The organism is Kaistia sp. UC242_56, from assembly GCF_044452255.1.
Taxonomy (GTDB): domain Bacteria; phylum Pseudomonadota; class Alphaproteobacteria; order Rhizobiales; family Kaistiaceae; genus Kaistia; species Kaistia defluvii_A.
Genome location: NZ_JBIOAN010000002.1, coordinates 1,163,133 through 1,184,078 on the forward strand (window position 1 = coordinate 1,163,133; position 20,946 = coordinate 1,184,078).

The following is a 20,946-nucleotide window of genomic DNA, read 5'->3' on the forward strand; positions in this document are numbered from 1 at the left end:
TCACGTCCCCGCGTGGTGGCGGCGTTCTAGCCACGAATGCAGGGCCATCATGCCGAGGATGATGGCGCCGATGAAGATGTTGTAGGCGAGGCCCGGCACGCCGATAAGCACGATGCCGTTGCGCATGACGCGCAGGATGAAGATGCCGAGCACGGTGCCGATGATGGTGCCGCGACCGCCGGTGAGCGCCGTGCCGCCAATGACGACCATGGCGATGACTTCGAGCTCGTAGCCCATGCCGCTGTTTGGGTTCGCTGCTGAGGTTCGAACCGACGAGATGATGCCGGCGAAGCCCGCGAGCGTCGAGCAGAGGATGAACAGCGCCACCTTGGTGCGGTCGACCTTGACACCGCGCGCCCGCGCCGCGTTGGGGTTGCCACCGGCGGCCTGGATCCAGTTTCCCACCCGGGTGCGGTTCAGGACATAGCCGAGGATGATCACGGCGGCGATGAACCAGAACAGCGACATGTAGATCCGGAACGGGCCGACATAGAAGTCGCCGACCAGCACCTGTGCCAGCCAGTGGCCGCCGGCGTCCCAGGTCCGCTGCGGGAAGCCGTTGGTGATGAACAGGGCCGTCCCGCGCACCACCAGCAGCATGCCGAGCGTGACGAGGAAGGATGGGATCTTGAGCTTGGTGACGAACCAGCCATTGACTAGGCCGATCAGCGCCGCGACCACGATGGCGATGACGAAGCCCACCTCCATCGGCATCATCCCGCCATTGACGAAGGTCCACATCAGCACCGGCGTGAAGCCGAAGACGGAACCGACCGAGAGGTCGAACTCGCCTGATGTCATCAGCAGGGTCATGGCCAGAGCGATGAGGCCGAGCTCGACCGTGAAGGCGAGCGTGTTGCCGATATTGAGCGGCGAGAGAAAGTCGGGATTGATCGCCCAGAAGACGACAAGTTCCAGCACAAGCAGGATGAGGGGGCCGAATTCAGGCCTGGCGATCAGGCGTCGCAGCATCGGGATTTCCTTGAAGCTCGGACCGTCGATGCCGCGAAGGCGTCGTGTCGGGTGGCGAGCATGAGGCAGGCGCGGCCACGAGTTAGGCGGCAACCGGTCATGCAGCGGGTCGGCAAGGATATCCGCGACGGGCAGCCGTCGCGGATATCCGGATGCGGGACTTACTTGCCCGACGCCGAGAGGATGTCGTCGTAGACCTGCGCGGTGTCCTTTTCGTACAGCGCGCCGGTGATCACCTTGAAGCCGGTGGGAATGCCGCTCGACGCCATGTTGGCCAGCGAGAGGGCGACATAGGAGGTCGCCTGCGGGTCCTGCCACTGGGCGGCGTTCACATAGCCGTTCAGCACTTCCTGGGTGGTGTCGAGCGAGTTGCCCCAGCCCACGACCGGAATTTCGCCTGGCTTGACGCCGACCTGGTCGAACACGCGCTTGATCGAGCCATTGACCAGGTCGCCCATGCCGATGATCGCCTTGATCTTGGCCCGGTTCGTGGTCAGATAGTCCGACATGCGGGTGATGATTTCGCCCTGGTCGAGCGTCGTGTCGGTGACTTCCCAGGTGATGCCGAGCGGCTTGAAGACGGAGGCAATGCCCTCTTCTTCCTGCACGCCATAGGTGGCGCCCGGCACTTCAACCGGCATCCAGACGAAGTCGCCCGATTTCACATGGCCCTTGTCGACCAGATACTGCGCCCAGGCCTTGCCGAAGACGACGTTGTCGCCGCCGACATAAGTGTCGAATGAAGCTTTCGGATCGGGCGTGTTGAAATTGATGATCGGGATCTTGGCAGCGTTGGCTTCCTTGGCGATCTCGACGAGGCTGCCCGGATCGGGGCTCGACGTGACGATGCCGTCTGCCTTGGCGGCGATGGCGGCGCGCAGCGCTTCCTGCTGCGAAGGCACGTCATTGCCGTGGAACGAGGTGTTGACGGTGTTGCCCGTATCCTTCGCCCATTGCTGCGCCCCGGCAAGGAAGTAGGTCCAGACCGGGTCGGCCGGCGTGCCATGCGAGACCCAGTAGAAGGTCTTGGCATTGGCGGCGGCCGGAATTGCTAGCGCTAGCATTGCGCCGGACAAGAGTATCGTCAGCTTCTTGAACATGGTCGTCCTCCCAGTGAACTTTTGTTCCCGTGACCACGGCTATGGCTGCCGTTCCGCCGCGTTGCGCGGCGCGCTCGCCCCCGTCGGGTTGTTTCCCGTCCCGGGTGACAGCGGTCTCGGAGGGAGACTGACACAACCGCAGTTGGCGTCAACTGGCGGTGCGACAGATTGTCCAGGAAAATGACATCGCTGTCATGGACGCCCGTATTGGCAGCTCTACCCTCGCGTCAGATCCGATCGCGCAGGGCATACCAGCTCATGCCGGCGACCAGCGCCGGCCAGCGCAGCAGCTTGCCGCCCGGGAAACGCGGGCAGGGGAGCGCGGCGAAGGCGTCGAGCTTGCCGGGATTGCCGAGAATGGCGTCGGCGAGGATCTTGCCGCCGAACGGCGCCAGCGCCACGCCCTGGCCGGAATAGCCGGACGCCGCATAGACGCCGCTGCGCACCTTGCGCAGGAAGGGCAGCCGGTTGACCGTGACGGCGAGCGTGCCGCCCCAGGCATGGTCGATCCGCGTCCGCTCCAGCTGCGGGTAGATCTTCAGCAGATGCCGGCGCACGAAAGCGAAGATGTCGGTCGGATCGGTCCGCGAATAGGTCTCGCCGCCGCCGAACAGGATGCGGCCGTCGGGCGTGGGGCGCCAGTAATAGACGACGAAGCGCGAATCCGAGACGGCCTCGCCGCCGGGAATGAGCCCGCCCGGCCCGCCGGCGCCGATCGGCTCGGTGGTGAGGATGAAGTTCTTGATCGGCATCGCCCGCGTTTCGACCTCCTGGTCGATGCCGTCAAGCAGGCCGTTGCCGGCGAGAATGACGGTTTCGGCGCGGATGCGGCCACGCGGTGTCTCGAGGACGGGCGTCGCGCCATCGATGAGCCGGGTCGCCGCCGTACCCTCATGGATGCGGGCGCCGGCCTTCGCGGCGGCGCGCGCCAGCCCCTGCGCGAATTTGAGCGGGTGCAGATGGCCCGCGGTGCGGTCGATGCGGCCGCCGAAATAGCTGTCCGTGCCAATCATCGGCGCCAGTTGCTCGCGGTCGATCCATTCGGCCGGCGCATAGCCGTAATCACGGTTCAGCTTGTCGACATAGTGCCGTTCCTCGGCGACGAGGCGCTGCTTGTGCACCGTCTCGATCAGGCCCGGCCGCCATTCGGCGTCGATCCTGTGCTTGTCGATGAGCTGATGAACGAGCGCCTTCGCCTCTTCGGCGAGATCCCACAATTCATGCGCCGCCCCCTTGCCCAGGCGCTTCTCCAGAAAATCCTGATCTCGGCGCTGGCCGGTATGCAATTGGCCGCCATTGCGACCCGAAGCGCCCCAGCCGACCTTCTCCGCCTCGATCAGGATTGTGTCGACGCCGGCTTCGGCCAGATGCAGCGCGGCCGACAGGCCAGTATAGCCGCCGCCGACAATGACGACGTCGGCGCTGGTGTCGCCGTCGAGCGGCGGGAAGGCGAGCGTCGGGTCGGCCGTTTCGGCATACCAGGAGGGAGCATGCGGCTTGTTCATGCGCGCCTCACAGCAGGCCCAGCCGCTTCAATTCGGCCTGTGTGTCGTCAAGCGTCTTGCGGGCCGAGGCGAGCAACTGGTCGGCCTCGTCATGGGAAAGCGTCAGCGGCGGCGCGATGATCAGGCTGTCGCGCACCGCGCGCATGACGAGGTTGTTGGCGAGCGAGATGTCGCGCGCAATTGTGCCGACCTTGCCGGTATCGGCGAATTTTTCCGCCCGCGACGGCTTTTTCGGCACCAGCTCGATCGCCCCCATCAGGCCGGTCATGCGCGCTTCGCCGACCAGCGGATGATCGCTGAGCGCTCGCCAGCCTTGCTGGAGATAGGGGCCGATATCGTCGCGCACGCGCTCGACCAGCTTCTCGTCCTCGATGATGCGGAGGTTTTCGAGCGCCGCGGCGGCGGTGACGGGATGCGCTGAATAGGTGAAGCCGTGATGGAATTCGCCGGCGTTATAGAGCACATCGGCGACCTTGTCGGAGACCATGACGCCGCCGATCGGCAGATAGCCCGACGAGATGCCTTTGGCGATCGACATCAGGTCCGGTTCGATCCCGAAGGTTTCGGAGCCGAACCAGTTGCCGGTGCGGCCGAAGCCGGTGATGACCTCGTCGGCGACCAGCAGGATGTCGCGCTGCGCAAGAATGCGCTTCACTTCCGGCCAGTAGGTGGAGGGTGGGATGATGACGCCGCCGGCGCCCTGGATCGGCTCGGCGACGAAGGCGGCGATATTGTCTTCGCCAATTTCGTCGATTGCCTTTTCCAGCTCCCGCGCGGCAAAGATGCCGAATTCGGCCTCGCTCATCTCGCCGCCCTCGCCGAACCAGTAGGGCTGGGCGATGTGGTGGATGCCGGGGATCGGCAACCCGCCCTGGCTATGGATCGAGGTCATGCCGCCGAGGCTGCCGCCGCCCATTGTCGAACCGTGATAGGCGTTTTTCCGCGCGATCAGCACTGTCTTGTTCGGCTTGCCGAGGCTCGCCCAGTAGTGGCGGACCATGCGGATGACGGTGTCGTTGGCCTCCGAACCGGAGCCGACGAAGAAGACCCGGTTGAACTGCGGCGGCGTAATCGCGGCAAGCTTCTCGGCCAGCGCGATCGCCGGCGGATGGGTCGACTTGAAGAAGGTGTTGTAGAAGGAGAAATCCGCCATCTGCCGCTGCACGGCCTCGGCGATCTCCTTGCGGCCGTGGCCGATATTCACGCACCAGAGCCCGGACATGCCGTCGAGGATCCGGTTGCCCTCCGAATCCCAGATCCAGGAGCCTTCCGCCCGGACGATCACCCGGCTGCCCTCGGCGTTCAGGCTCTTCATGTCGGAAAAGGCATGGATATGGTGCGCCGCGTCGCGGGCGCGGTAGTCGGCAGTCGCGTTGGATGGCTTCGTCATGAGCAGGTCCGGTTGCGGGACTTTCTAGATTGCCGGTGGCGCCGAAGCAGCTTTCGTTTGCCTGGATACATCGGTCCTGAGTTCACCTCTCCCTGAGGGAGAGGTCGACGGCCGAAGGCTGGCGGGTGAGGGTTTACGGCCTCACCCGGAGAATTCTCTAAAGCCTCACCCGGCTCTTCGAGCCGACCTCTCCCTCAGGGAGAGGTGAAGGAAGAGTCCTCTCAACCCCTAGACGTTCAGCAGCAGGAATTCCCGCTCCCACGGACTGATCACCTGCATGAACGTCTCGTATTCCGCCCGCTTGATCGCGCCATAGGTGGCGACGAAGCGCTCGCCGAAAATCTCGGCCAGCTCTTCCTGTTGCTCGAACAGCGCGACGGCTTCGAGCAGGCCCCGCGGCAGGTCGATCTCGTTCGAATTGGCGGATCCAGACACCGGGTCGCCGACCTTCAGTCCTTCGACCAGGCCGAGATAGCCGCAGGCAAGCGATGCCGCGATCGCCAGGTAGGGATTGGCGTCGGAGGAGGGCAGGCGGTTTTCGAGACGCCGTCCCGCCGGATTGGAGTTCGGGACGCGCAGGCCGACGGTGCGGTTGTCGTAGCCCCATTGCGTGTTGACCGGCGCGGAGGACGAACGCACGAGCCGGCGATAGGAGTTCACATAGGGCGCCAGCATGCAGAGCACGGCCGGCAGGTATTTCTGCGAGCCGCCGATGAAGGCGAAGAACTTCGAGGTCGGGTCGCCGTCGGCGTCGGAAAAGATGTTCTTGCCCGTCTCGACGTCGATCACCGACTGGTGGATGTGCATGGCCGAGCCCGGTTCCCGGGACATCGGCTTGGCCATGAAAGTGGCGTACATGTCATGCCGCAGCGCCGCCTCGCGGATCGTCCGCTTGAACAGGAACACCTGGTCGGCGAGCGCCAGCGGGTCGCCGTGCAGGAGATTGATCTCCATCTGCGCGGCGCCTTCCTCGTGGATCAGCGTGTCGATCTCGAGGCCCTGCTGCTCGGAGAAGTCATAGATGTCGTCGAACAGGTCGTCGAATTCGTTGATCGCGGCGATCGAATAGGATTGCCGAGCGGCTTCGGGCCTGCCGGACCGGCCGGTCGGCGGCTCCAGCTGGTAGTCGGGATCGGTGTTCGGCTTGACCAGGTAGAATTCGAGCTCCGGCGCCACCACCGGCCGCCAGCCCTGATGCGCATAGAGCTCGACGATGCGGCGCAGTACCTGGCGCGGCGCGGTCTCGACCGAGCGGCCGTCGCGGTGGTAGCCGTCATGGATGACCTGGGCGGTCGGATCGGCCTCCCACGGCACGACGCAGAGCGTCGACAGGTCCGGCTCGAACATCACGTCCTGGTCGGCTGCGTCGCTCTCGAAGCGGTCGTCATCGTCGGGATAGTCGCCCGTGATGGTTTGGGTCAGGATCGATCCGGGCATCGACATGGTCGGGCCGGCAAGAAACTTCTGCACCGGCATCATCTTGCCGCGCGCAACGCCTGCCTGGTCGGGCACGACGCATTCGATGTCCTCGATGCCGCGCGCCTTGAGCCAGTCCCGGGCCTCGTCCAGCGACTTGACGCCGCGGACATCACCCTCGAGGCCCTTGGTGCCCTTCTTCCGTTTTGCCACGATTTCCCCTCGGCTTGCAGGCGACTGTTTCCGGAGTGTCGCCATGGCTGAACCGAAGTCAACTTGGACGGGTTCGGCATGCGGCTTCCGGTCTCTGCGAATGGCGCAGTAAACGGTTGAGGTAGGCGAAAAAGCCTTCTAACGTCTGAATCTTAGGACAGGATTGTGGCCGGTTCGTTCACTCTAGCGCGGCTGTATCTAGGGGAATTGTATGATCAAGCATGTCTTCAGCGGCGTCGCCCTCTCCGCGATGCTGACCGTCGGGGCGATCAGCGGCGCCAATGCCGCCGACAAGGAACTCCATATCTTCAACTGGTCCGATTACATCGACACGTCGATCATTGACGATTTCACCAAGGAAACCGGCATCAAGGTCGTCTACGACGTCTATGATTCCATGGAAATCCTGGAAACAAAGATGCTGGCAGGCGGTTCGGGCTACGACATCGTCGTGCCGACGGACCGCAACCTGAAGCGCATGATCGATGTCGGCGTGTTCCAGGACCTCGACAAGTCGAAGATCCCGAACCTCTCGCATATGTGGGACGAGATCACGACCCGTCTGGCCACCTATGATCCCGGCAACAAGATCGCCGTGAACTACATGTGGGGCACCACCGGCATCGGCTACAATGTCGAGAAGATCAAGGCGGCCATGCCGGACGCGCCGGTCGACTCGATGGACATGTTCTTCAAGCCTGAAGTCGTCTCGAAGTTCAAGGATTGCGGCGTCTACATGCTGGATTCGCCGGATGACGTGATCCCGGCTGCGCTCAACTATCTGGGCCTGCCGCCCGATTCGAAGGACCCGGCCGAGATCGCCAAGGCCGGCGAGCTGATCGAGAAGGTCCGTCCCTATATCCGCAAGTTCCACTCGTCCGAATATATCCAGGCGCTGGCCAATGGCGACATCTGCCTGGCCTTCGGCTATTCCGGCGACGTGATCCAGGCCCGCGCCCGCGCGACCGAAGCCAACAACAAGGTCGAAGTCGGCTACGCCATTCCGAAGGAGGGCGGCCTGCTCTGGATGGATTCGATGGCGATCCCGAAGGATGCCCCGAACCCCGAGGCGGCCTTGGCCTTCATCAACTACATCCAGAAGCCGGAAGTCATCGCCAAGGCGACGAACTATGTCGCCTATGCCAATGGCAACAAGGATTCGCAGGCCTTCGTCGACAAGGCGATCATGGAGGATCCGACGATCTATCCGCCGGCCGACGTGATGAAGAAGCTCTACACGACGACGCCGAACGATCCGAAAGTTCAACGCGTCGTGACGCGGCTCTGGACGAAGATCAAGAGCGGCACCTGAGTGGACAAAAGAGGCCCGGTCTTGTACCGGGCCTTTTCTTGACGGCATGGAACACGGGGTGGAGGCCGCATGGCTGGTAAGTCTCTCTCGACGGGCAAATCGCTGGGGCCGATCCGCAGGGCCTTTGCGCCCTGGAATGATCCGGCGGCCAAGCCGTTCATCCAGTTCCAGAACGTTACCAAGACGTTTGGCGATTTTACCGCCGTCGACGATCTCTCCCTGAACATCTACGAACGCGAGTTCTTCGCGCTGCTCGGACCGTCGGGCTGCGGCAAGACCACGCTGATGCGCATGATTGCCGGCTTCGAGGAGCCGACCAGCGGCCATGTCATGCTCGACGGCCAGGACCTAGTCGGCGTGCCGCCCTATCGCCGCCCGACCAACATGATGTTCCAGTCCTATGCGCTATTCCCGCACATGAATGTCTGGGACAACATCGCCTTCGGCCTGAAACAGGACGGCATGCCGAAACCGGATATCGCCGCGCGGGTCGACGAGATGCTGGCGCTGGTGAAGCTGGAAAAGTTCGCGAAGCGCAAGCCGCACCAGCTTTCCGGCGGGCAGAAGCAGCGCGTCGCGCTGGCCCGTTCGCTTGCCAAAAAACCCAAGGTTCTGTTGCTCGACGAGCCGCTCGGCGCGCTCGACAAGAAGCTGCGTGAGGAGACCCAGTTCGAACTGATCGACCTGCAGGTCAAGCTCGGCATGACCTTCGTCATCGTCACGCACGACCAGGAAGAGGCGATGACCGTCGCCGACCGCATCGCCGTGATGGACCAGGGCAAGATCGTCCAGATCGCCACGCCGGCGGAAATCTACGAACAGCCGAATTCGCGCTACGTGGCGGATTTCATCGGCGACATCAACCTGCTCGAAGGCCATATCAGCTCGACCGAAGGCGGCGTGACGACGCTCGATTGCGACGGCACCGGCGCCAAGGTTCAGGTGACGCAGGATGGCGGCGCCAAGCTCGGCGACCATGCCTGGTTCGCGGTGCGGCCGGAGAAGGTCGCGATCTCGCTGTCGCCCCCGGCCGATCCGAGCGTCAACGCTGTCACCGGCGAGGTCTGGGACATCGCCTATCTCGGCGACGTTTCGATCTACCACGTGCGGCTCGCGACCGGCGCGACCGTCAAGGCCACCATCACCAACACGACCCGTCTCGTCGAGCGGCCGATCACATGGGACGACAAGGTCTGGCTGACCTGGTCTCGTGACGGCGGCGTCGTGCTGACGAGGTAGATGATGGCGCTGAGCAACTCCTCCTCCGGCCATTCCCGCCTGCGCTGGCTGGTCGTCGCGATCCCCTATCTGTGGCTGATCGTGCTGTTCCTGGCGCCGTTCCTGATCGTCGTGAAGATCTCGCTGTCGGCCACGGCGATCGCCATGCCGCCCTACGAGCCGGCGCTGGATTTCTCGGCCGGATTCGGGGCGCTTTGGGAGCAGATCAAGGAATTCAGCTTCGACAACTACGTCTTCCTGACGGAGGACGCGCTCTACTGGGAATCCTATCTTTCCAGCCTGAAGATCGCGCTGATCTCGACCTTCCTGATCCTGATCATCGGCTATCCGATCGCCTATGGCATGGCGCGCGCTCGCAAGGAATGGCGCACCACGCTGCTGATGCTGGTGATCCTGCCGTTCTGGACCTCGTTCCTGATCCGCGTCTACGCCTGGATCGGCATCTTGAAGCCGGAGGGCCTGCTGAACCAACTGCTGCTCAACGTCGGCATCATCAGCGAGCCGCTCAACATCCTGCCGTCGACGCTCGCCGTCTATATCGGCATCGTCTACTCCTATCTGCCCTTCATGATCCTGCCGCTCTACGCGACGCTGGAAAAGCTCGATGAGACGCTGCTGGAAGCCGCCGCCGACCTCGGCTGCCCGCCGATCCAGGCGTTCTGGAAGATCACCTTTCCGCTGTCGCTGCCCGGCGTCATCGCAGGCTGCTTCCTGGTCTTCATCCCGGCCGTGGGCGAGTTCGTCATCCCGGATCTGCTCGGCGGTTCCGACACGCTGATGATCGGCAAGACGCTGTGGGCCGAGTTCTTCTCGAACCGCGACTGGCCGGTATCGTCTGCCGTCGCCGTCGTCCTGCTGGCGATCCTGGTGGTGCCGATCATGCTGTTCCAGAATGCCCAGAAGAAAGCGTCGGAGTAGGCTCATGCGGACGATAACCACACGGACGAGCCTGTCTGAAACCCTCGCGCGGGGAGTGGCACGATGAGACGCGGCGCTTCCTGGTTCAACGTCACTTCGATCACGCTCGGCTTCGCCTTCCTCTATCTGCCGATCGTTCTGCTGGTGATCTACTCCTTCAACGCCTCCAAGCTGGTGACGGTCTGGGGCGGGTTCTCGACCAAGTGGTATGTGTCGCTGCTGAGCAATCAGGGCCTGCTCGACGCGGCCTGGGTGACCATTCGCGTCGCGCTGCTGTCGGCGACACTCGCCACCGTGCTCGGCACGCTGGCGGCAATCGCCCTGGTGCGCTTCGGCCGTTTTCCGGGCGGCACGCTATTCTCCGGCATGGTCTACGCGCCGCTGGTGATGCCCGAAGTGATCACCGGCCTCGCCATGCTGCTGCTCTTCGTCGCGATCGGCTTTGCCCGCGGCTTCTGGACGCTGACGCTGGCGCACATCACCTTCTCCATGTGCTTCGTCGCCGTGGTCGTGCAGTCGCGGCTGGTTACCTTCGATCGCAGCCTGGAAGAGGCGGCGCTGGATCTCGGCTGCCCGCCGTTCCGCACCTTCTTCACCATCACGCTGCCGCTGATCCTGCCCGCCGTCGTTGCCGGCTGGATGCTGGCCTTCACCCTATCGCTCGACGATCTCGTGATCTCCAGCTTCACCACGGGGCCGGGCGCCACGACGTTGCCGATGAAGATCTACAGCCAGGTTCGTCTCGGCGTGACGCCGGAGATCAACGCGATCTGTTCGATCCTGATCGCCATCGTCGCCACCGGCGTCATCATTGCCTCGGTCGTTACCAAACAACGCGAAGTTGAACGGCAGCGTGCGGAACGACTCGCTATTCAGGGCGTTTGATACGGACGGACTGCACAAAATACCCGGGTAATATTGACTCTGTTCGTTTTACCCGGATACAAAGCGCGTCTGCTTCCTGAAAGGCGTGGTGATGAGCATTCCGCAACAAATCTACTGCACGGCGTTTCAAGGCCTTCGGCGCATCGCGACGGGGCTGTTGCCGGATGTCGCGCTCAAGAGCAAGGCGGCAGTGGATGAGGGCGGAGAGCCCGTCCTGCTTTTCGACGACGAGACGAGCCGATCGATCGAGGTCGATTTCCGAGGCACGGCCAGCGATGTGCTGGCGCGGCTGGGGCAGGGCATATCGACGTCACCCGCTGTCTCCGCACCCGCCCCGGTGCCCGTCGCGCCGACCGCGGCGCCGCGCGGGCCCGGCCGGCCCAAGCTCGGCGTCGTCGCCCGCGAAGTGACGCTGCTGCCCCGGCATTGGGAATGGCTCGGCAGTCAGCCGGGAGGCGCTTCGGTAGCGTTGCGCAAGCTGGTTGATGAGGCCCGCCGTGAGAATGAAGGCCGCGACCGCGCCCGCCGGGCGCAGGAAGCGACTCAGCGTTTCATGACGGCCATGGCCGGCGATCAGCCCGGCTATGAAGAAGCCGGTCGGGCGCTGTTTGCCGGCGACAGAGACCGGTTTCGCCAGATGATCGACAACTGGCCCGCGGACATCCGGGAGCACGCCGCCAAGCTGGCCGGCCCCGCCTTCGAGGCTGTCTGATCCGCATCCGGAGACTGTCGATGTCCCTGCCGCCGCTCTGGAGGACGTTTCTCGTCTTCCTCGGCCCGATGATTCTGAGCAACATTCTCCAGGCTCTGTCGGGTACTCTGAACAACATCTATCTGGGCCAGATGCTGGGCGTCAGCGCCCTTGCTTCGGTTGCCGCCTTCTTCCCGATCCTGTTCCTGTTCATTTCCTTCACCATTGGCCTGGGTGCCGGCGCCTCGGTTCTGATCGGCCAGGCCTATGGCGCGCAGAAGCTGGAAACCGTCAAGGCGATTGCCGGCACGACGCTGACCGTAGCGATCCTGCTCGGCGCCGTGGTTGCAATCTTTGGCGGCCTCTTCACCGCGCCGATCCTGAAGCTGGTCGGAACACCGGCGGACATTCTTCCGGGCGCCACGGCCTATGCCCGCATCATGCTGATCGCCATGCCGGGGCTGTTCGTGTTCCTGCTGATGACCTCGATGATGCGCGGCGTCGGCGATACCGTAACCCCGCTCTATGCGCTGACGATATCGACCGTCACCGGGCTTCTGGTGACGCCGGCGCTGATCCGGGGCTGGTTCGGGCTGCCGCAGCTGGGCGTCGCCAGCGGCGCCTATGCCTCGATCGTCTCCTTCCTGATCGCGCTGGTCTGGCTCTTCTTCCATATGCGCCGCCGCAAGCATCCGCTCGCGCCGGACGCCGTTCTGATCCGCCATCTGCGGATCGATGGCAGGCTTCTGCTCTCGGTGCTGAAACTTGGCATTCCTTCCGGCGTGCAGCTGATCCTCGTCTCCCTCGCGGAAATTGCCGTCCTGGCGCTGGTGAACTCGTTCGGCTCGGATGCGACGGCCGCCTATGGCACCGTCAACATGGTGGTCAACTATGTGCAGTTTCCGGCGATCTCGATCGCGATCACCGCGTCGATCCTTGGCGCCCAGGCGATCGGAGCGGGCCGCGCCGAGACGCTCGGCATCATCACGCGCACCGGCATTCAGCTGACGCTGCTGATCACCGGCGGGCTGGTGGCGCTCTGTTACCTGTTCTCGCGGCCGCTGATCGGCCTCTTCATCACCAGCGATCCCGTCATCGAACTGGCCCAGACGCTGCTGCACATCGTGCTCTGGGGCTATATCGTCTTCGGCATTTCGAGCGTGCTGGCGGGCATCATGCGCGCCAGCGGCACCGTGCTGGTGCCGACGCTGATCTCGATCGTCGCGATCCTCTGCGTCGAGCTGCCCGTGGCCTATGGCCTCTCCAGCCATTTCGGCATCAACGGCGTCTGGGCCGCCTATCCGATCGCCTATATCGCGATGCTGACGATGCAGGCGAGCTACTACTGGTTCGTGTGGCGCAAGAAGACCATCCAGCGCATGGTCTGAAGCCTTCAGCGGATGGCGGGCAGCAGCGTGTGCGCCATGCGGCGCACCGGTCCTATTGCCGGCGCCGCATCGCTGCGGCGCGATAGACCGCTGAAGTCCGGTACCAAAGTCGGATGCTCCCAATTGCCGCCGACGATGAAGGGCACCCGGATCGGCGTGCTGGTCGCGCCGGTGGCGCGGTCGATCGTGAGCTCGCCGCGCGCGCTCAGCGAAGTCGCCTGCAGCGGCGCTTCGCCGGAAAGCGCAATGGTGTAGCCGGTGCCCGTCACCAGGATGGAGGGCGCGGCGATCTGGTCGGCGTTGATGGCGAAGGTGCCGTCGGCCTGGGTGAACTTGGTCGAGCCGCCAAGCAGGTTGCCGCTCATCGTCCCGTCTGCGGTGATCGCTTGCGACAGCGCGGCGATGTTGACGCCCTCGAACGTGCCGTCGGTGATCGTCGCCTTGCCGCTGCCGGCAAGCGAGGCCATCAGACCGTTCCAGTTCGTGCCATGGGCCGAGAGATTGACCGTGCCCGAGCCGGTGCCGTCGAGCTGGCTGATGCCGAAGAGGTCGGAGAGCGCAGCGCGGACCGGCAGGCCGTCGATGCGGCCCTGGAGCGAGGCGGAGGCGGCCTCGTCCTGCAGCGAAGCGGACAGGCTGGCGGACAGGCGGCCGCCATAGAGCAGCGCCTCGCCGACCGAGAGGTTCAGCCTTTCGTCGCGGATCGTCGCCGATGCCGCGGTGCGCCCCAACCGCGCGCTGCCCAGCAGCACCTGGGCCGCCGAGACCCGCAGGTCGAGATCGTTGCTGTCGAGCGCGCCAAGCGGGAAGGGCAGGTCGGGCGTCGTGCGCGCCGCCGTGACCATGCTGACCAGCGCCTCCGCATAGGCGGAGAGGTCGAGGCTCTCGAAGGCGAGCGTCCCCTGCACGGCGGGGCGGCCATGCGCGAAGTTGATCGACAGCGCGCCTTCGCTCTCATTGCCATCGACGCTGATCTTCGCATTGGAGAAGGTCAGGGTCCGGGCGGCGAGGCTGGTGGGGGATTCGATCGAGGCGCTGCCCAGCGTCGAGCCTTCGCCCATCGGCATGCCGAAAATGCCGGCAAGTCGCCGGATCGACGGCGTGGTGACCGTGAGGTCGCCTTCGCCTTCCGGGTCGGCCAGGTTGGACACCGTTCCGGTGAAGCTGGCGCGCAGCGGCGTCGAGGCGATCGCGAAGCGCAGCGCCGTCTGCCGGCCGCTGACCAAGTCGAGCGGCGTGCCGATCGAGCCGTTGAAGTCGAATGGCTCGTCCTGCCAGACGGCGCTGCCCTTGATGCTGGCGGTCGCGGCGGGATCCGGCCAGTCGAGCCGCGCATCGACGCCGGTCAGCAGCAGTTCCCTCTGGTCCTGGCCCCGATAGTGCAGCGTGCCGGAGCGGATGACGAGGCGGCCGAGTTCGGAATCCCCGCGCAGCGCCCGCGGCAGCGTCCAGTTCGGCAGGCCCTTTTCGTTGACCCCGAAGCGGAACACCGGATTGTCGAGTTCCAGCAGGGACGGCCGGACCCGGCCGATCAGCAGCGGCAGGAAGCTCAGCTCAGCCGACAGGGAGTCCATCTCGACCAGCGGCTGCGGATCCTTGTCCGAGCTGATCCGCACTTTGGAGAAGGTGACGGTCGGATAGGGGGTGAAGGCGACGGTCGGCGTGCCGTCAAAGGTCAGGGCGCGCCCGCTCCAGCCTGCGACTTCGCGCGTCAGCGATCGACGAACGGCTTCGATGGTGACCAGCTTGGGCGCCAGAAGGACGAAGGCGCCGCAAAGGATCAGAATCGTTGCGAGGGCGAATAGGATTTTTTTCATGTCACCCGGTGACGATTGCCCCTAACGTTTCGGAAGGTGCCACGACCGAATGGCTCCCGGATAGGCAGAATTCCGTGATTTCGCAAGGCCTTTCTAGCCAAATTCGGCAAGGTTTCCCGCGTGACTTGGCGGCAGGCTGCGGATATCCATGGCAAGACAGCGAAATTTTGCCGCACTGCAACCTACTCGGAAAGGGCCGTTCCGCCATGACGTCTCCGATTGTTTCGCCCGCTTCCGAGTCTCCTTTGTGGACGCCGTCGGCGGCGCGTATGGCCGGGCATCCGATGACGCATTTTCGCGCCGCGGCGGCGGAATGGACCGGCCTGCCTTTCCCCGACCATGACGCCCTGCACCAGTGGTCGATCGACGACCGGGCGGCATTCTGGGATCTGGTCTGGGATTTTTGCAGCATCGTCGGCGAGAAGGGGGAGCGGTTGCTGGTGGACGGCGATCGGATGCCGGGGGCGCAGTTCTTTCCCGATGCGACGCTGAACTTCGCGGAAAACCTTCTCCGGAAGTCCGGCGATGCCGATGCGCTGGTATTCTGGGGCGAGGATCGGGTGAAGCGCCGCCTGAGCTGGCACGAACTGCACGCCCTGGTGTCGCGGTTGCAGCAGGCGCTGCTCGATGCCGGCGTCACGGCGGGCGACCGCATCGCCGCGATGATGCCCAACATGCCCGAGACGATCGCGGCCATGCTGGCGACCGCCTCGATCGGCGCGGTCTGGTCATCCTGCTCGCCCGATTTCGGCCCGCGCGGCGTGCTCGACCGCTTCGGGCAGATCGAGCCGACCGTCTTCCTTGCCTGCGACGGCTACTATTATGCCGGCAAGACCATCGACATCTCGGTCAAGCTCGCTGAAATCGTGCCGAACCTGCCCAGCCTCCGCGCGGCCGTCATCGTGTCCTATATCGGCACGGCGTCAGCGGCCGCCCCGACGCTTGCGCACGGCGTTGCGCTGGAGGATTTCCTGGCTCCGTTCCAGGCGCGGGAGGTCCAATATGCGGCCACCCCCTTCGCGCATCCGCTCTACATCATGTTCTCGTCGGGGACGACGGGCGTACCGAAATGCATCGTTCATTCGGCCGGCGGCACCTTGCTGCAGCATGTGAAGGAGATCCACCTGCATTCCGGGGTCGCGGAGGGCGACCGGCTGTTCTATTTCACCACCTGCGGCTGGATGATGTGGAACTGGCTCGCCTCGGGCCTCGCGGTCGGGGCGACGCTGCTGCTCTATGACGGGTCGCCGTTCCATCCCGACGGCAACATCCTGTTCGATTTCGCCGATGCCGAGCGAATGACCTTCTTCGGCACCTCGGCCAAGTTCATCGACGCGCTGCACAAGTCGGGTCTGAGGCCAATCGAGACGCATGATCTCGCGACGCTCCAGATGATGGCCTCGACCGGTTCGCCGCTGGCGCCGGAGAGCTTTTCCTTCGTCTATGAAGGCATCAAGAGGGATATTCATCTGGCCTCGATTTCCGGCGGCACGGATATCGTCTCCTGCTTCGTGCTCGGCATTCCCGGCAAGCCGGTCTGGAAGGGCGAGATCCAGGGTCCCGGGCTTGGCCTTGCGGTCGATGTCTGGGACGAGGACGGAACGCCGCTCGCCCGCGGCAAGGGCGAACTGGTCTGCCGCAAGGCGTTTCCCTCCATGCCGATCGGCTTCTGGAACGATCCGGACGGCAGCCGCTATCACGCCGCCTATTTCGATCGCTTCGACAATATCTGGTGCCATGGCGATTTCGCCGAATGGACGGTGCATGGTGGACTGATCATCCATGGGCGCTCGGACGCCACCCTCAATCCGGGCGGCGTGCGCATCGGCACCGCGGAGATCTACAACCAGGTCGAGCAGATCCCCGAGGTGCTGGAGGCGCTGGCGATCGGCCAGGACTGGGACAATGACGTGCGCGTCGTGCTGTTCGTCCGCCTTCGCCAGGGGGCCGAGCTCGACGACGGTTTGCGCAAGACGATCCGCGACAGGATCCGCATCGGTGCCTCGCCGCGCCATGTCCCGGCAAAGATCGTCGCCATCGCCGATATCCCGCGCACCAAATCCGGCAAGATCGTTGAACTCGCCGTGCGCGAGATCGTGCATGGCCGCCCGGTGAAAAACCAGGAAGCGCTGGCCAACCCGGAAGCGCTGGCGCTTTTCCGCGATTTGCCCGAGCTGGCGTGAGGGCCCACCCGCCGGCCGTCATCCTCGCGAAGGCGAGGATCCATACAGCCGGAGCGTTGGGAGTGCTGCATGGATCCCTGTGTGTTGAAGCTGTGCGATGATGGGGTGGCGGACGAGAGATCGTTGGATCCCTGGTCTTCGAGACCGTGAGCCGGCCCGGTCCTCGTCCGCCTACTTCAATACCCAAGCCTGAACAGTTGATCGAGGCCGTGGTGACGGAGCTCGCAGCACAGGGATAGGCATCATGAAGATACACCCTGGCTTTGTCGGTTGCGACATCTCCAAAGCCCATCTGGATCTGTTCGACGGCGCCGTGGGCGTGGCCGAACGCATCGCCAATCAAGCCGAGGCGATCGCGCAAAGGCTCGAACCTTGGCGGCATGGCGATGTCCTCGTCGTGTTCGAGGCGACCGGTCCGTACGACCGGGTCCTCGCTCAGGCCCTGACAGAGGCCGGCATCGCTTTCGTTCGCGTCAATCCGGCCCGGGCGCGTGACTTCGCCCGCGCCACCGGCGTTCTCGCCAAGACCGACCGGATCGATGCGCGCATGCTCGCCGCCATGGCCCAGACGCTTCGTCCCGCGCCCCGCCAGCCGCGCTCCCCGGAGCGCAACCGTCTGGCGGAGTTGCACAAGCGTCGCGACCAGCTCGTCGCCATGCGCAAGCAGGAACGCACCCGACGGCAGGGATGCAGCGACGAGATCGCCGACGACATCCGCGAGACCCTGGCCTGGCTCGACATCCGCATCGCGGCGCTGGAGCGCACCATTCAGGCCTGCATCAAGGCCTCGGCCGATCTCGCCGGTGCTGAGGCGCGGCTGCGCTCAATCCCCGGCGTCGGCCCCGTCGCCAGCGCCACGCTGATCGCCCTGCTGCCCGAACTCGGCCAGCGCTCTCCCAAGACCATCGCCGCGCTGGCTGGCCTGGCACCCTACAATGTCGACAGTGGTCAGTTCCGCGGCAGTCGCCGCATCCACGGCGGACGACGGCGCGTCCGCGAGGCCCTCTACATGGCAGCCGTCTGCGCCGCCCGGATCGAGCAACGCTTCGCAGACGCCTACCGACGCATGATCAACGCCGGAAAGCCACCCAAGGTCGCCCTCATCGCTATCGCCAGAAAGATCCTAGTCATCGCCAACGCCATGCTCCGACAACGCCTCTCATTCAACCCGTGACAACACAGTTGCCTGCTTGCGCAGGGATGATGCCGAGTTTGGGGCTGGTCTTGGCGTGTCCGCGATACGGGCAGGTGACCCTCTATGACCGCGCCGCTTCATCTTTATCAGTGTGGAATGGAATAGCTCGAGCCAGACCTAGAACAGGCTTTCCTGCGTCGGCGGCTTGGGCTTGGCCGCCTTCTTGGGGCGCGGTTCGGCGGCGCCGCCGGCCGCGATCGCACCGATCTCGCCGTCCTGGAACTTGATCGTCAGCGCGTCGCCGCTGGCGACCTTCGAGGCCGTGCGCACCGTCCTGCCCTCGGCATCCGTCACCAGCGCAAAGCCGCGCGCCAAGATGCTCCGATACGAAAGCGTCTCGGCCAGTTGCCAGGCACGGTCGAGCCGGTCGCGGTTCTTCTCGACGATGCGGATAAAGGCGCGATCGCCCCGGCGTTCGATCTCGGCAATCTGCACGCCGCCGCGGGCAACACGCTGCGCGATCGGCTCGATGCGCAACCGGCCGGCGATGCGAGCGAAATCCGCGCGCTTGCGTTCGGCGTGAACCTCAAGCGCGCGGCCCTGCCGTTCGCCAAGCGCGTTCAGCCGGTCGTGCGCGCGAAGGGTCAGGCGGTCGAGAGATGACAGCGACAGTCGTCCGGCGGTGCGTTCGAGCCGGCCGCGATGCGCCAGCGTATTGGCGCCGAGCGCGCGGCCGATGCGGGCGGCAAGTTCGTCGAAAGAGCGGCGCGGAATGGCGAGCAGGTCATCGAGGCGAGGCAGGGCGCGGGTCGCGGCGCGCAGCTCGTGGCGGCGGCCTTCGACCAGCCGCAGCATTGCGCCATCGAGCCGGCGGCCGAGATCGCCGACGGTGCCGACCAAGTCCGAGCGCACCGGCACCGCCATTTCGGCAGCGCCCGTCGGCGTCGGCGCCCGGAGATCGGAAGCGAAGTCGATCAACGTCGTGTCGGTCTCGTGGCCCACGGCCGAGATCAGCGGGATCGTCGAAGCCGCGACGGCGCGCACGACGATTTCCTCGTTGAAGCCCCAGAGGTCTTCCAGGCTGCCGCCACCGCGCGCAACGATCAAGACGTCGGGTCGTGGGATCGCGCCGCCGGTGGCAAGCGCGTTGAAGCCCGCGATTGCCGCGGCCACTTCGGCGGCCGAGGTTTCCCCCTGCACGCGAACCGGCCAGACCAGCACCCGCACCGGGAAGCGGTCGGCGAGACGATGCAGGATGTCGCGGATGACCGCGCCGGTCGGGGACGTCACGACGCCGATGACGCGTGGCAGATAGGGGATCGGCTTCTTGCGGTTCGAGTCGAACAGCCCTTCGGCGGCCAGCTTGCGCCGGCGCTCCTCGAGCAGCGCCATCAGCGCGCCGACGCCGGCTGGCTCCAGTGCCTCGATGACGATCTGGTATTTGGAGGAGCCCGGAAAGGTGGTCAGCTTGCCGGTGGCGATGACTTCCATGCCCTCTTCGGGACGGAAGCGCAGCTTGCCGAAATTGCCCTTCCAGATCACCGCCTCGATCTTCGAGCGGTCGTCCTTGAGCGCGAAATAGGCGTGGCCCGAGGAATGCGGGCCGCGATAGCCGGAAATCTCGCCGCGCACGCGCACGAAGCCGAAAGCGTCCTCGACGGTGCGCTTCAGCGCCATCGAGATTTCGGAGACGGAGTATTCGCCGGCGTTATGGACGGGATCGGTCAAGTCGGTCGCGGCCTTGCTTGATTCCGCGCGAACGCGGTGGGGGCTGTCGGTCCTGAATGCCCCCGCGATCCGCGCCGGTCAAGCCGGGCCGCCGCGCCACCTTGCGGCGCAGCCATGCTTTGCGTAATCGAAGCGGATGTCGCGCTATGATTTCACCACCCAACGCCTGTTCATCGACGCCCCGCTCAACGGGGGCGCCCGCATCGTCATGGACAAGGGGCAGACCAACTATCTGGTCAATGTGCTGCGCATGCGCGAGGGCGACCCGGTGCTGATCTTCAATGGCCGCGACGGCGAATGGCAGGCGACCCTCGCCGAGGCCGGTCGCAAGGGGGCGGCGCTGACGGCGGATGCTCTGTCGCGCGAACAGACGCCGGCATCGCCGCTCATGTATCTGTTCGCGCCGATCAAGCAGGCGCGGCTCGACTACATGGTGCAGAAGGCCGTCGAGATGGGGGTCGGCCACATTCGCCCCGTCATCACCCGGAGAACCCAGGTGGCGCGGCTGAACGACGAGCGGCTGCGCGCCAACGCCATCGAGGCGGCGGAACAATGCGGCGTGCTGTCGATTCCCGAGATCGAAGCGCCGGAGCAACTCACGGCCTTGCTCGCGCGCTGGCCGAAGGACGAACCGGACCGGCGCATCATCTTCTGCGACGAGGATGAGACCGGCGCGGACCCGGTTTCGATTCTGCGGGGCCTGCCCAAGGGGCCACTTGCCGTGCTGATCGGACCAGAAGGCGGCTTTTCGCCGGAAGAGCGCGAGGCGCTGCACGCGCTGCCCTTCGTGACCGCCATCCCGCTCGGCCCCCGCATCCTGCGGGCTGACACCGCCGCCGTGGCGGCGCTGGCGCTGGTGCAGGCCGTGGCCGGCGACTGGACTGCCAACGCGCCGGGACCCCGTGTATAGTTTGCAATACACAGTTCACGAAATCGTGACTGGAAGGGTTTTGGATGGGGTCCTGGAGCGTATGCTTGTCTCGTCAAGAGAAACTCCCTTAGTCTAGATTCATTCCATATTAGAACGGGTCTAATCTATAGATTAAATCGTGGG

16 protein-coding genes are annotated in these 20,946 nt (G+C 64.9%); 9 read left to right on the top strand and 7 right to left on the bottom strand.

From position 1 onward, the window contains the following. The 5 genes from ACHMWQ_RS08190 to ACHMWQ_RS08210 all read right to left on the bottom strand — a co-directional run bounded on the left by ACHMWQ_RS08190 (position 1) and on the right by ACHMWQ_RS08210 (position 6,641). Positions 1-972, bottom strand: coding sequence for an ABC transporter permease (locus tag ACHMWQ_RS08190; protein WP_396307071.1), 972 nt, complete (start codon positions 970-972; stop codon positions 1-3). A 161-nt stretch (positions 973-1,133) separates the two neighbouring features. Further along, positions 1,134-2,072, bottom strand: coding sequence for a substrate-binding domain-containing protein (locus ACHMWQ_RS08195; RefSeq protein WP_396307072.1), 939 nt, complete (start codon positions 2,070-2,072; stop codon positions 1,134-1,136). Between the two features lie 227 nt (positions 2,073-2,299). Further along, the gene (locus tag ACHMWQ_RS08200) at positions 2,300-3,577 is read right to left on the bottom strand and encodes an NAD(P)/FAD-dependent oxidoreductase (protein ID WP_396307073.1); all 1,278 of its coding nucleotides are present in this window, start codon (positions 3,575-3,577) and stop codon (positions 2,300-2,302) included. Positions 3,578-3,584: 7 nt separating this feature from the next. Further along, the gene (locus tag ACHMWQ_RS08205; RefSeq protein WP_396307074.1) at positions 3,585-4,967 is read right to left on the bottom strand and encodes an aspartate aminotransferase family protein; all 1,383 of its coding nucleotides are present in this window, start codon (positions 4,965-4,967) and stop codon (positions 3,585-3,587) included. Positions 4,968-5,195: 228 nt separating this feature from the next. Beyond that, positions 5,196-6,641, bottom strand: a complete 1,446-nt coding sequence (locus ACHMWQ_RS08210; RefSeq protein ID WP_396307075.1) for a glutamine synthetase family protein — start codon at positions 6,639-6,641, stop codon at positions 5,196-5,198. Positions 6,642-6,807: 166 nt separating this feature from the next. Here ACHMWQ_RS08210 and ACHMWQ_RS08215 point away from each other — a divergent pair, with 166 nt between their 5' ends. From ACHMWQ_RS08215 to ACHMWQ_RS08240, 6 genes are all read left to right on the top strand, one after another. Further along, positions 6,808-7,908, top strand: coding sequence for a polyamine ABC transporter substrate-binding protein (locus tag ACHMWQ_RS08215; RefSeq protein ID WP_354552251.1), 1,101 nt, complete (start codon positions 6,808-6,810; stop codon positions 7,906-7,908). A gap of 69 nt (positions 7,909-7,977) precedes the next feature. Next, positions 7,978-9,147, top strand: coding sequence for an ABC transporter ATP-binding protein (locus ACHMWQ_RS08220; RefSeq protein WP_396307076.1), 1,170 nt, complete (start codon positions 7,978-7,980; stop codon positions 9,145-9,147). A 3-nt stretch (positions 9,148-9,150) separates the two neighbouring features. After that, positions 9,151-10,065 carry an ABC transporter permease subunit gene (locus ACHMWQ_RS08225; protein WP_396307077.1) on the top strand — a complete coding sequence of 305 codons (915 nt, stop codon included), beginning with the start codon at positions 9,151-9,153 and terminating at the stop codon, positions 10,063-10,065. Between the two features lie 63 nt (positions 10,066-10,128). Then, entirely contained in the window at positions 10,129-10,950 is an 822-nt protein-coding gene (locus tag ACHMWQ_RS08230) for an ABC transporter permease (protein WP_354552255.1), read from the top strand. Positions 10,951-11,041: 91 nt separating this feature from the next. Continuing rightward, a complete protein-coding gene (locus tag ACHMWQ_RS08235) occupies positions 11,042-11,662 on the top strand; it encodes a DUF2239 family protein (protein ID WP_396307078.1) in 621 nt (206 codons plus the stop codon). 20 nt (positions 11,663-11,682) lie between these two features. Beyond that, positions 11,683-13,029, top strand: a complete 1,347-nt coding sequence (locus ACHMWQ_RS08240) for an MATE family efflux transporter (protein ID WP_396307079.1) — start codon at positions 11,683-11,685, stop codon at positions 13,027-13,029. A gap of 5 nt (positions 13,030-13,034) precedes the next feature. On the opposite strand, the gene ACHMWQ_RS08245 is transcribed toward ACHMWQ_RS08240, so the two are convergent. Beyond that, entirely contained in the window at positions 13,035-14,846 is a 1,812-nt protein-coding gene (locus tag ACHMWQ_RS08245) for an AsmA family protein (RefSeq protein WP_396307080.1), read from the bottom strand. A gap of 284 nt (positions 14,847-15,130) precedes the next feature. On the opposite strand from ACHMWQ_RS08245, the gene ACHMWQ_RS08250 reads away from it, so the two are divergent. Both ACHMWQ_RS08250 and ACHMWQ_RS08255 read left to right on the top strand, forming a co-directional pair. Further along, positions 15,131-17,029 (top strand): acetoacetate--CoA ligase, encoded by a 1,899-nt coding sequence (locus ACHMWQ_RS08250; protein ID WP_396307081.1) that lies wholly within the window; start codon positions 15,131-15,133, stop codon positions 17,027-17,029. Positions 17,030-17,273: 244 nt separating this feature from the next. Beyond that, the gene (locus tag ACHMWQ_RS08255; RefSeq protein WP_396307082.1) at positions 17,274-18,203 is read left to right on the top strand and encodes an IS110 family transposase; all 930 of its coding nucleotides are present in this window, start codon (positions 17,274-17,276) and stop codon (positions 18,201-18,203) included. 138 nt (positions 18,204-18,341) lie between these two features. On the opposite strand, the gene xseA is transcribed toward ACHMWQ_RS08255, so the two are convergent. Then, positions 18,342-19,892 (bottom strand): exodeoxyribonuclease VII large subunit, encoded by a 1,551-nt coding sequence (gene xseA, locus ACHMWQ_RS08260; protein ID WP_396307083.1) that lies wholly within the window; start codon positions 19,890-19,892, stop codon positions 18,342-18,344. A 136-nt stretch (positions 19,893-20,028) separates the two neighbouring features. Between xseA and ACHMWQ_RS08265 the strand changes: the two genes are divergently transcribed. Further along, positions 20,029-20,802 carry a 16S rRNA (uracil(1498)-N(3))-methyltransferase gene (locus ACHMWQ_RS08265; protein ID WP_396307084.1) on the top strand — a complete coding sequence of 258 codons (774 nt, stop codon included), beginning with the start codon at positions 20,029-20,031 and terminating at the stop codon, positions 20,800-20,802. Positions 20,803-20,946: the final 144 nt, after the last annotated feature.

Coding starts and splice junctions, on each gene's coding strand:
- ACHMWQ_RS08250 (WP_396307081.1), top strand. CDS start 15,131: ATGACGCATTTTCGCGCCGCGGCGGCGGAATGGACCGGCCTGCCTTTC.
- ACHMWQ_RS08225 (WP_396307077.1), top strand. CDS start 9,151: ATGGCGCTGAGCAACTCCTCCTCCGGCCATTCCCGCCTGCGCTGGCTG.
- ACHMWQ_RS08195 (WP_396307072.1), bottom strand. CDS start 2,072: ATGTTCAAGAAGCTGACGATACTCTTGTCCGGCGCAATGCTAGCGCTA.
- ACHMWQ_RS08205 (WP_396307074.1), bottom strand. CDS start 4,967: ATGACGAAGCCATCCAACGCGACTGCCGACTACCGCGCCCGCGACGCG.
- ACHMWQ_RS08235 (WP_396307078.1), top strand. CDS start 11,042: ATGAGCATTCCGCAACAAATCTACTGCACGGCGTTTCAAGGCCTTCGG.
- ACHMWQ_RS08190 (WP_396307071.1), bottom strand. CDS start 972: ATGCTGCGACGCCTGATCGCCAGGCCTGAATTCGGCCCCCTCATCCTG.
- ACHMWQ_RS08265 (WP_396307084.1), top strand. CDS start 20,029: ATGTCGCGCTATGATTTCACCACCCAACGCCTGTTCATCGACGCCCCG.
- ACHMWQ_RS08240 (WP_396307079.1), top strand. CDS start 11,683: ATGTCCCTGCCGCCGCTCTGGAGGACGTTTCTCGTCTTCCTCGGCCCG.
- ACHMWQ_RS08220 (WP_396307076.1), top strand. CDS start 7,978: ATGGCTGGTAAGTCTCTCTCGACGGGCAAATCGCTGGGGCCGATCCGC.
- ACHMWQ_RS08255 (WP_396307082.1), top strand. CDS start 17,274: ATGAAGATACACCCTGGCTTTGTCGGTTGCGACATCTCCAAAGCCCAT.
- ACHMWQ_RS08215 (WP_354552251.1), top strand. CDS start 6,808: ATGATCAAGCATGTCTTCAGCGGCGTCGCCCTCTCCGCGATGCTGACC.
- ACHMWQ_RS08200 (WP_396307073.1), bottom strand. CDS start 3,577: ATGAACAAGCCGCATGCTCCCTCCTGGTATGCCGAAACGGCCGACCCG.
- ACHMWQ_RS08210 (WP_396307075.1), bottom strand. CDS start 6,641: ATGGCGACACTCCGGAAACAGTCGCCTGCAAGCCGAGGGGAAATCGTG.
- ACHMWQ_RS08245 (WP_396307080.1), bottom strand. CDS start 14,846: ATGAAAAAAATCCTATTCGCCCTCGCAACGATTCTGATCCTTTGCGGC.
- ACHMWQ_RS08230 (WP_354552255.1), top strand. CDS start 10,129: ATGAGACGCGGCGCTTCCTGGTTCAACGTCACTTCGATCACGCTCGGC.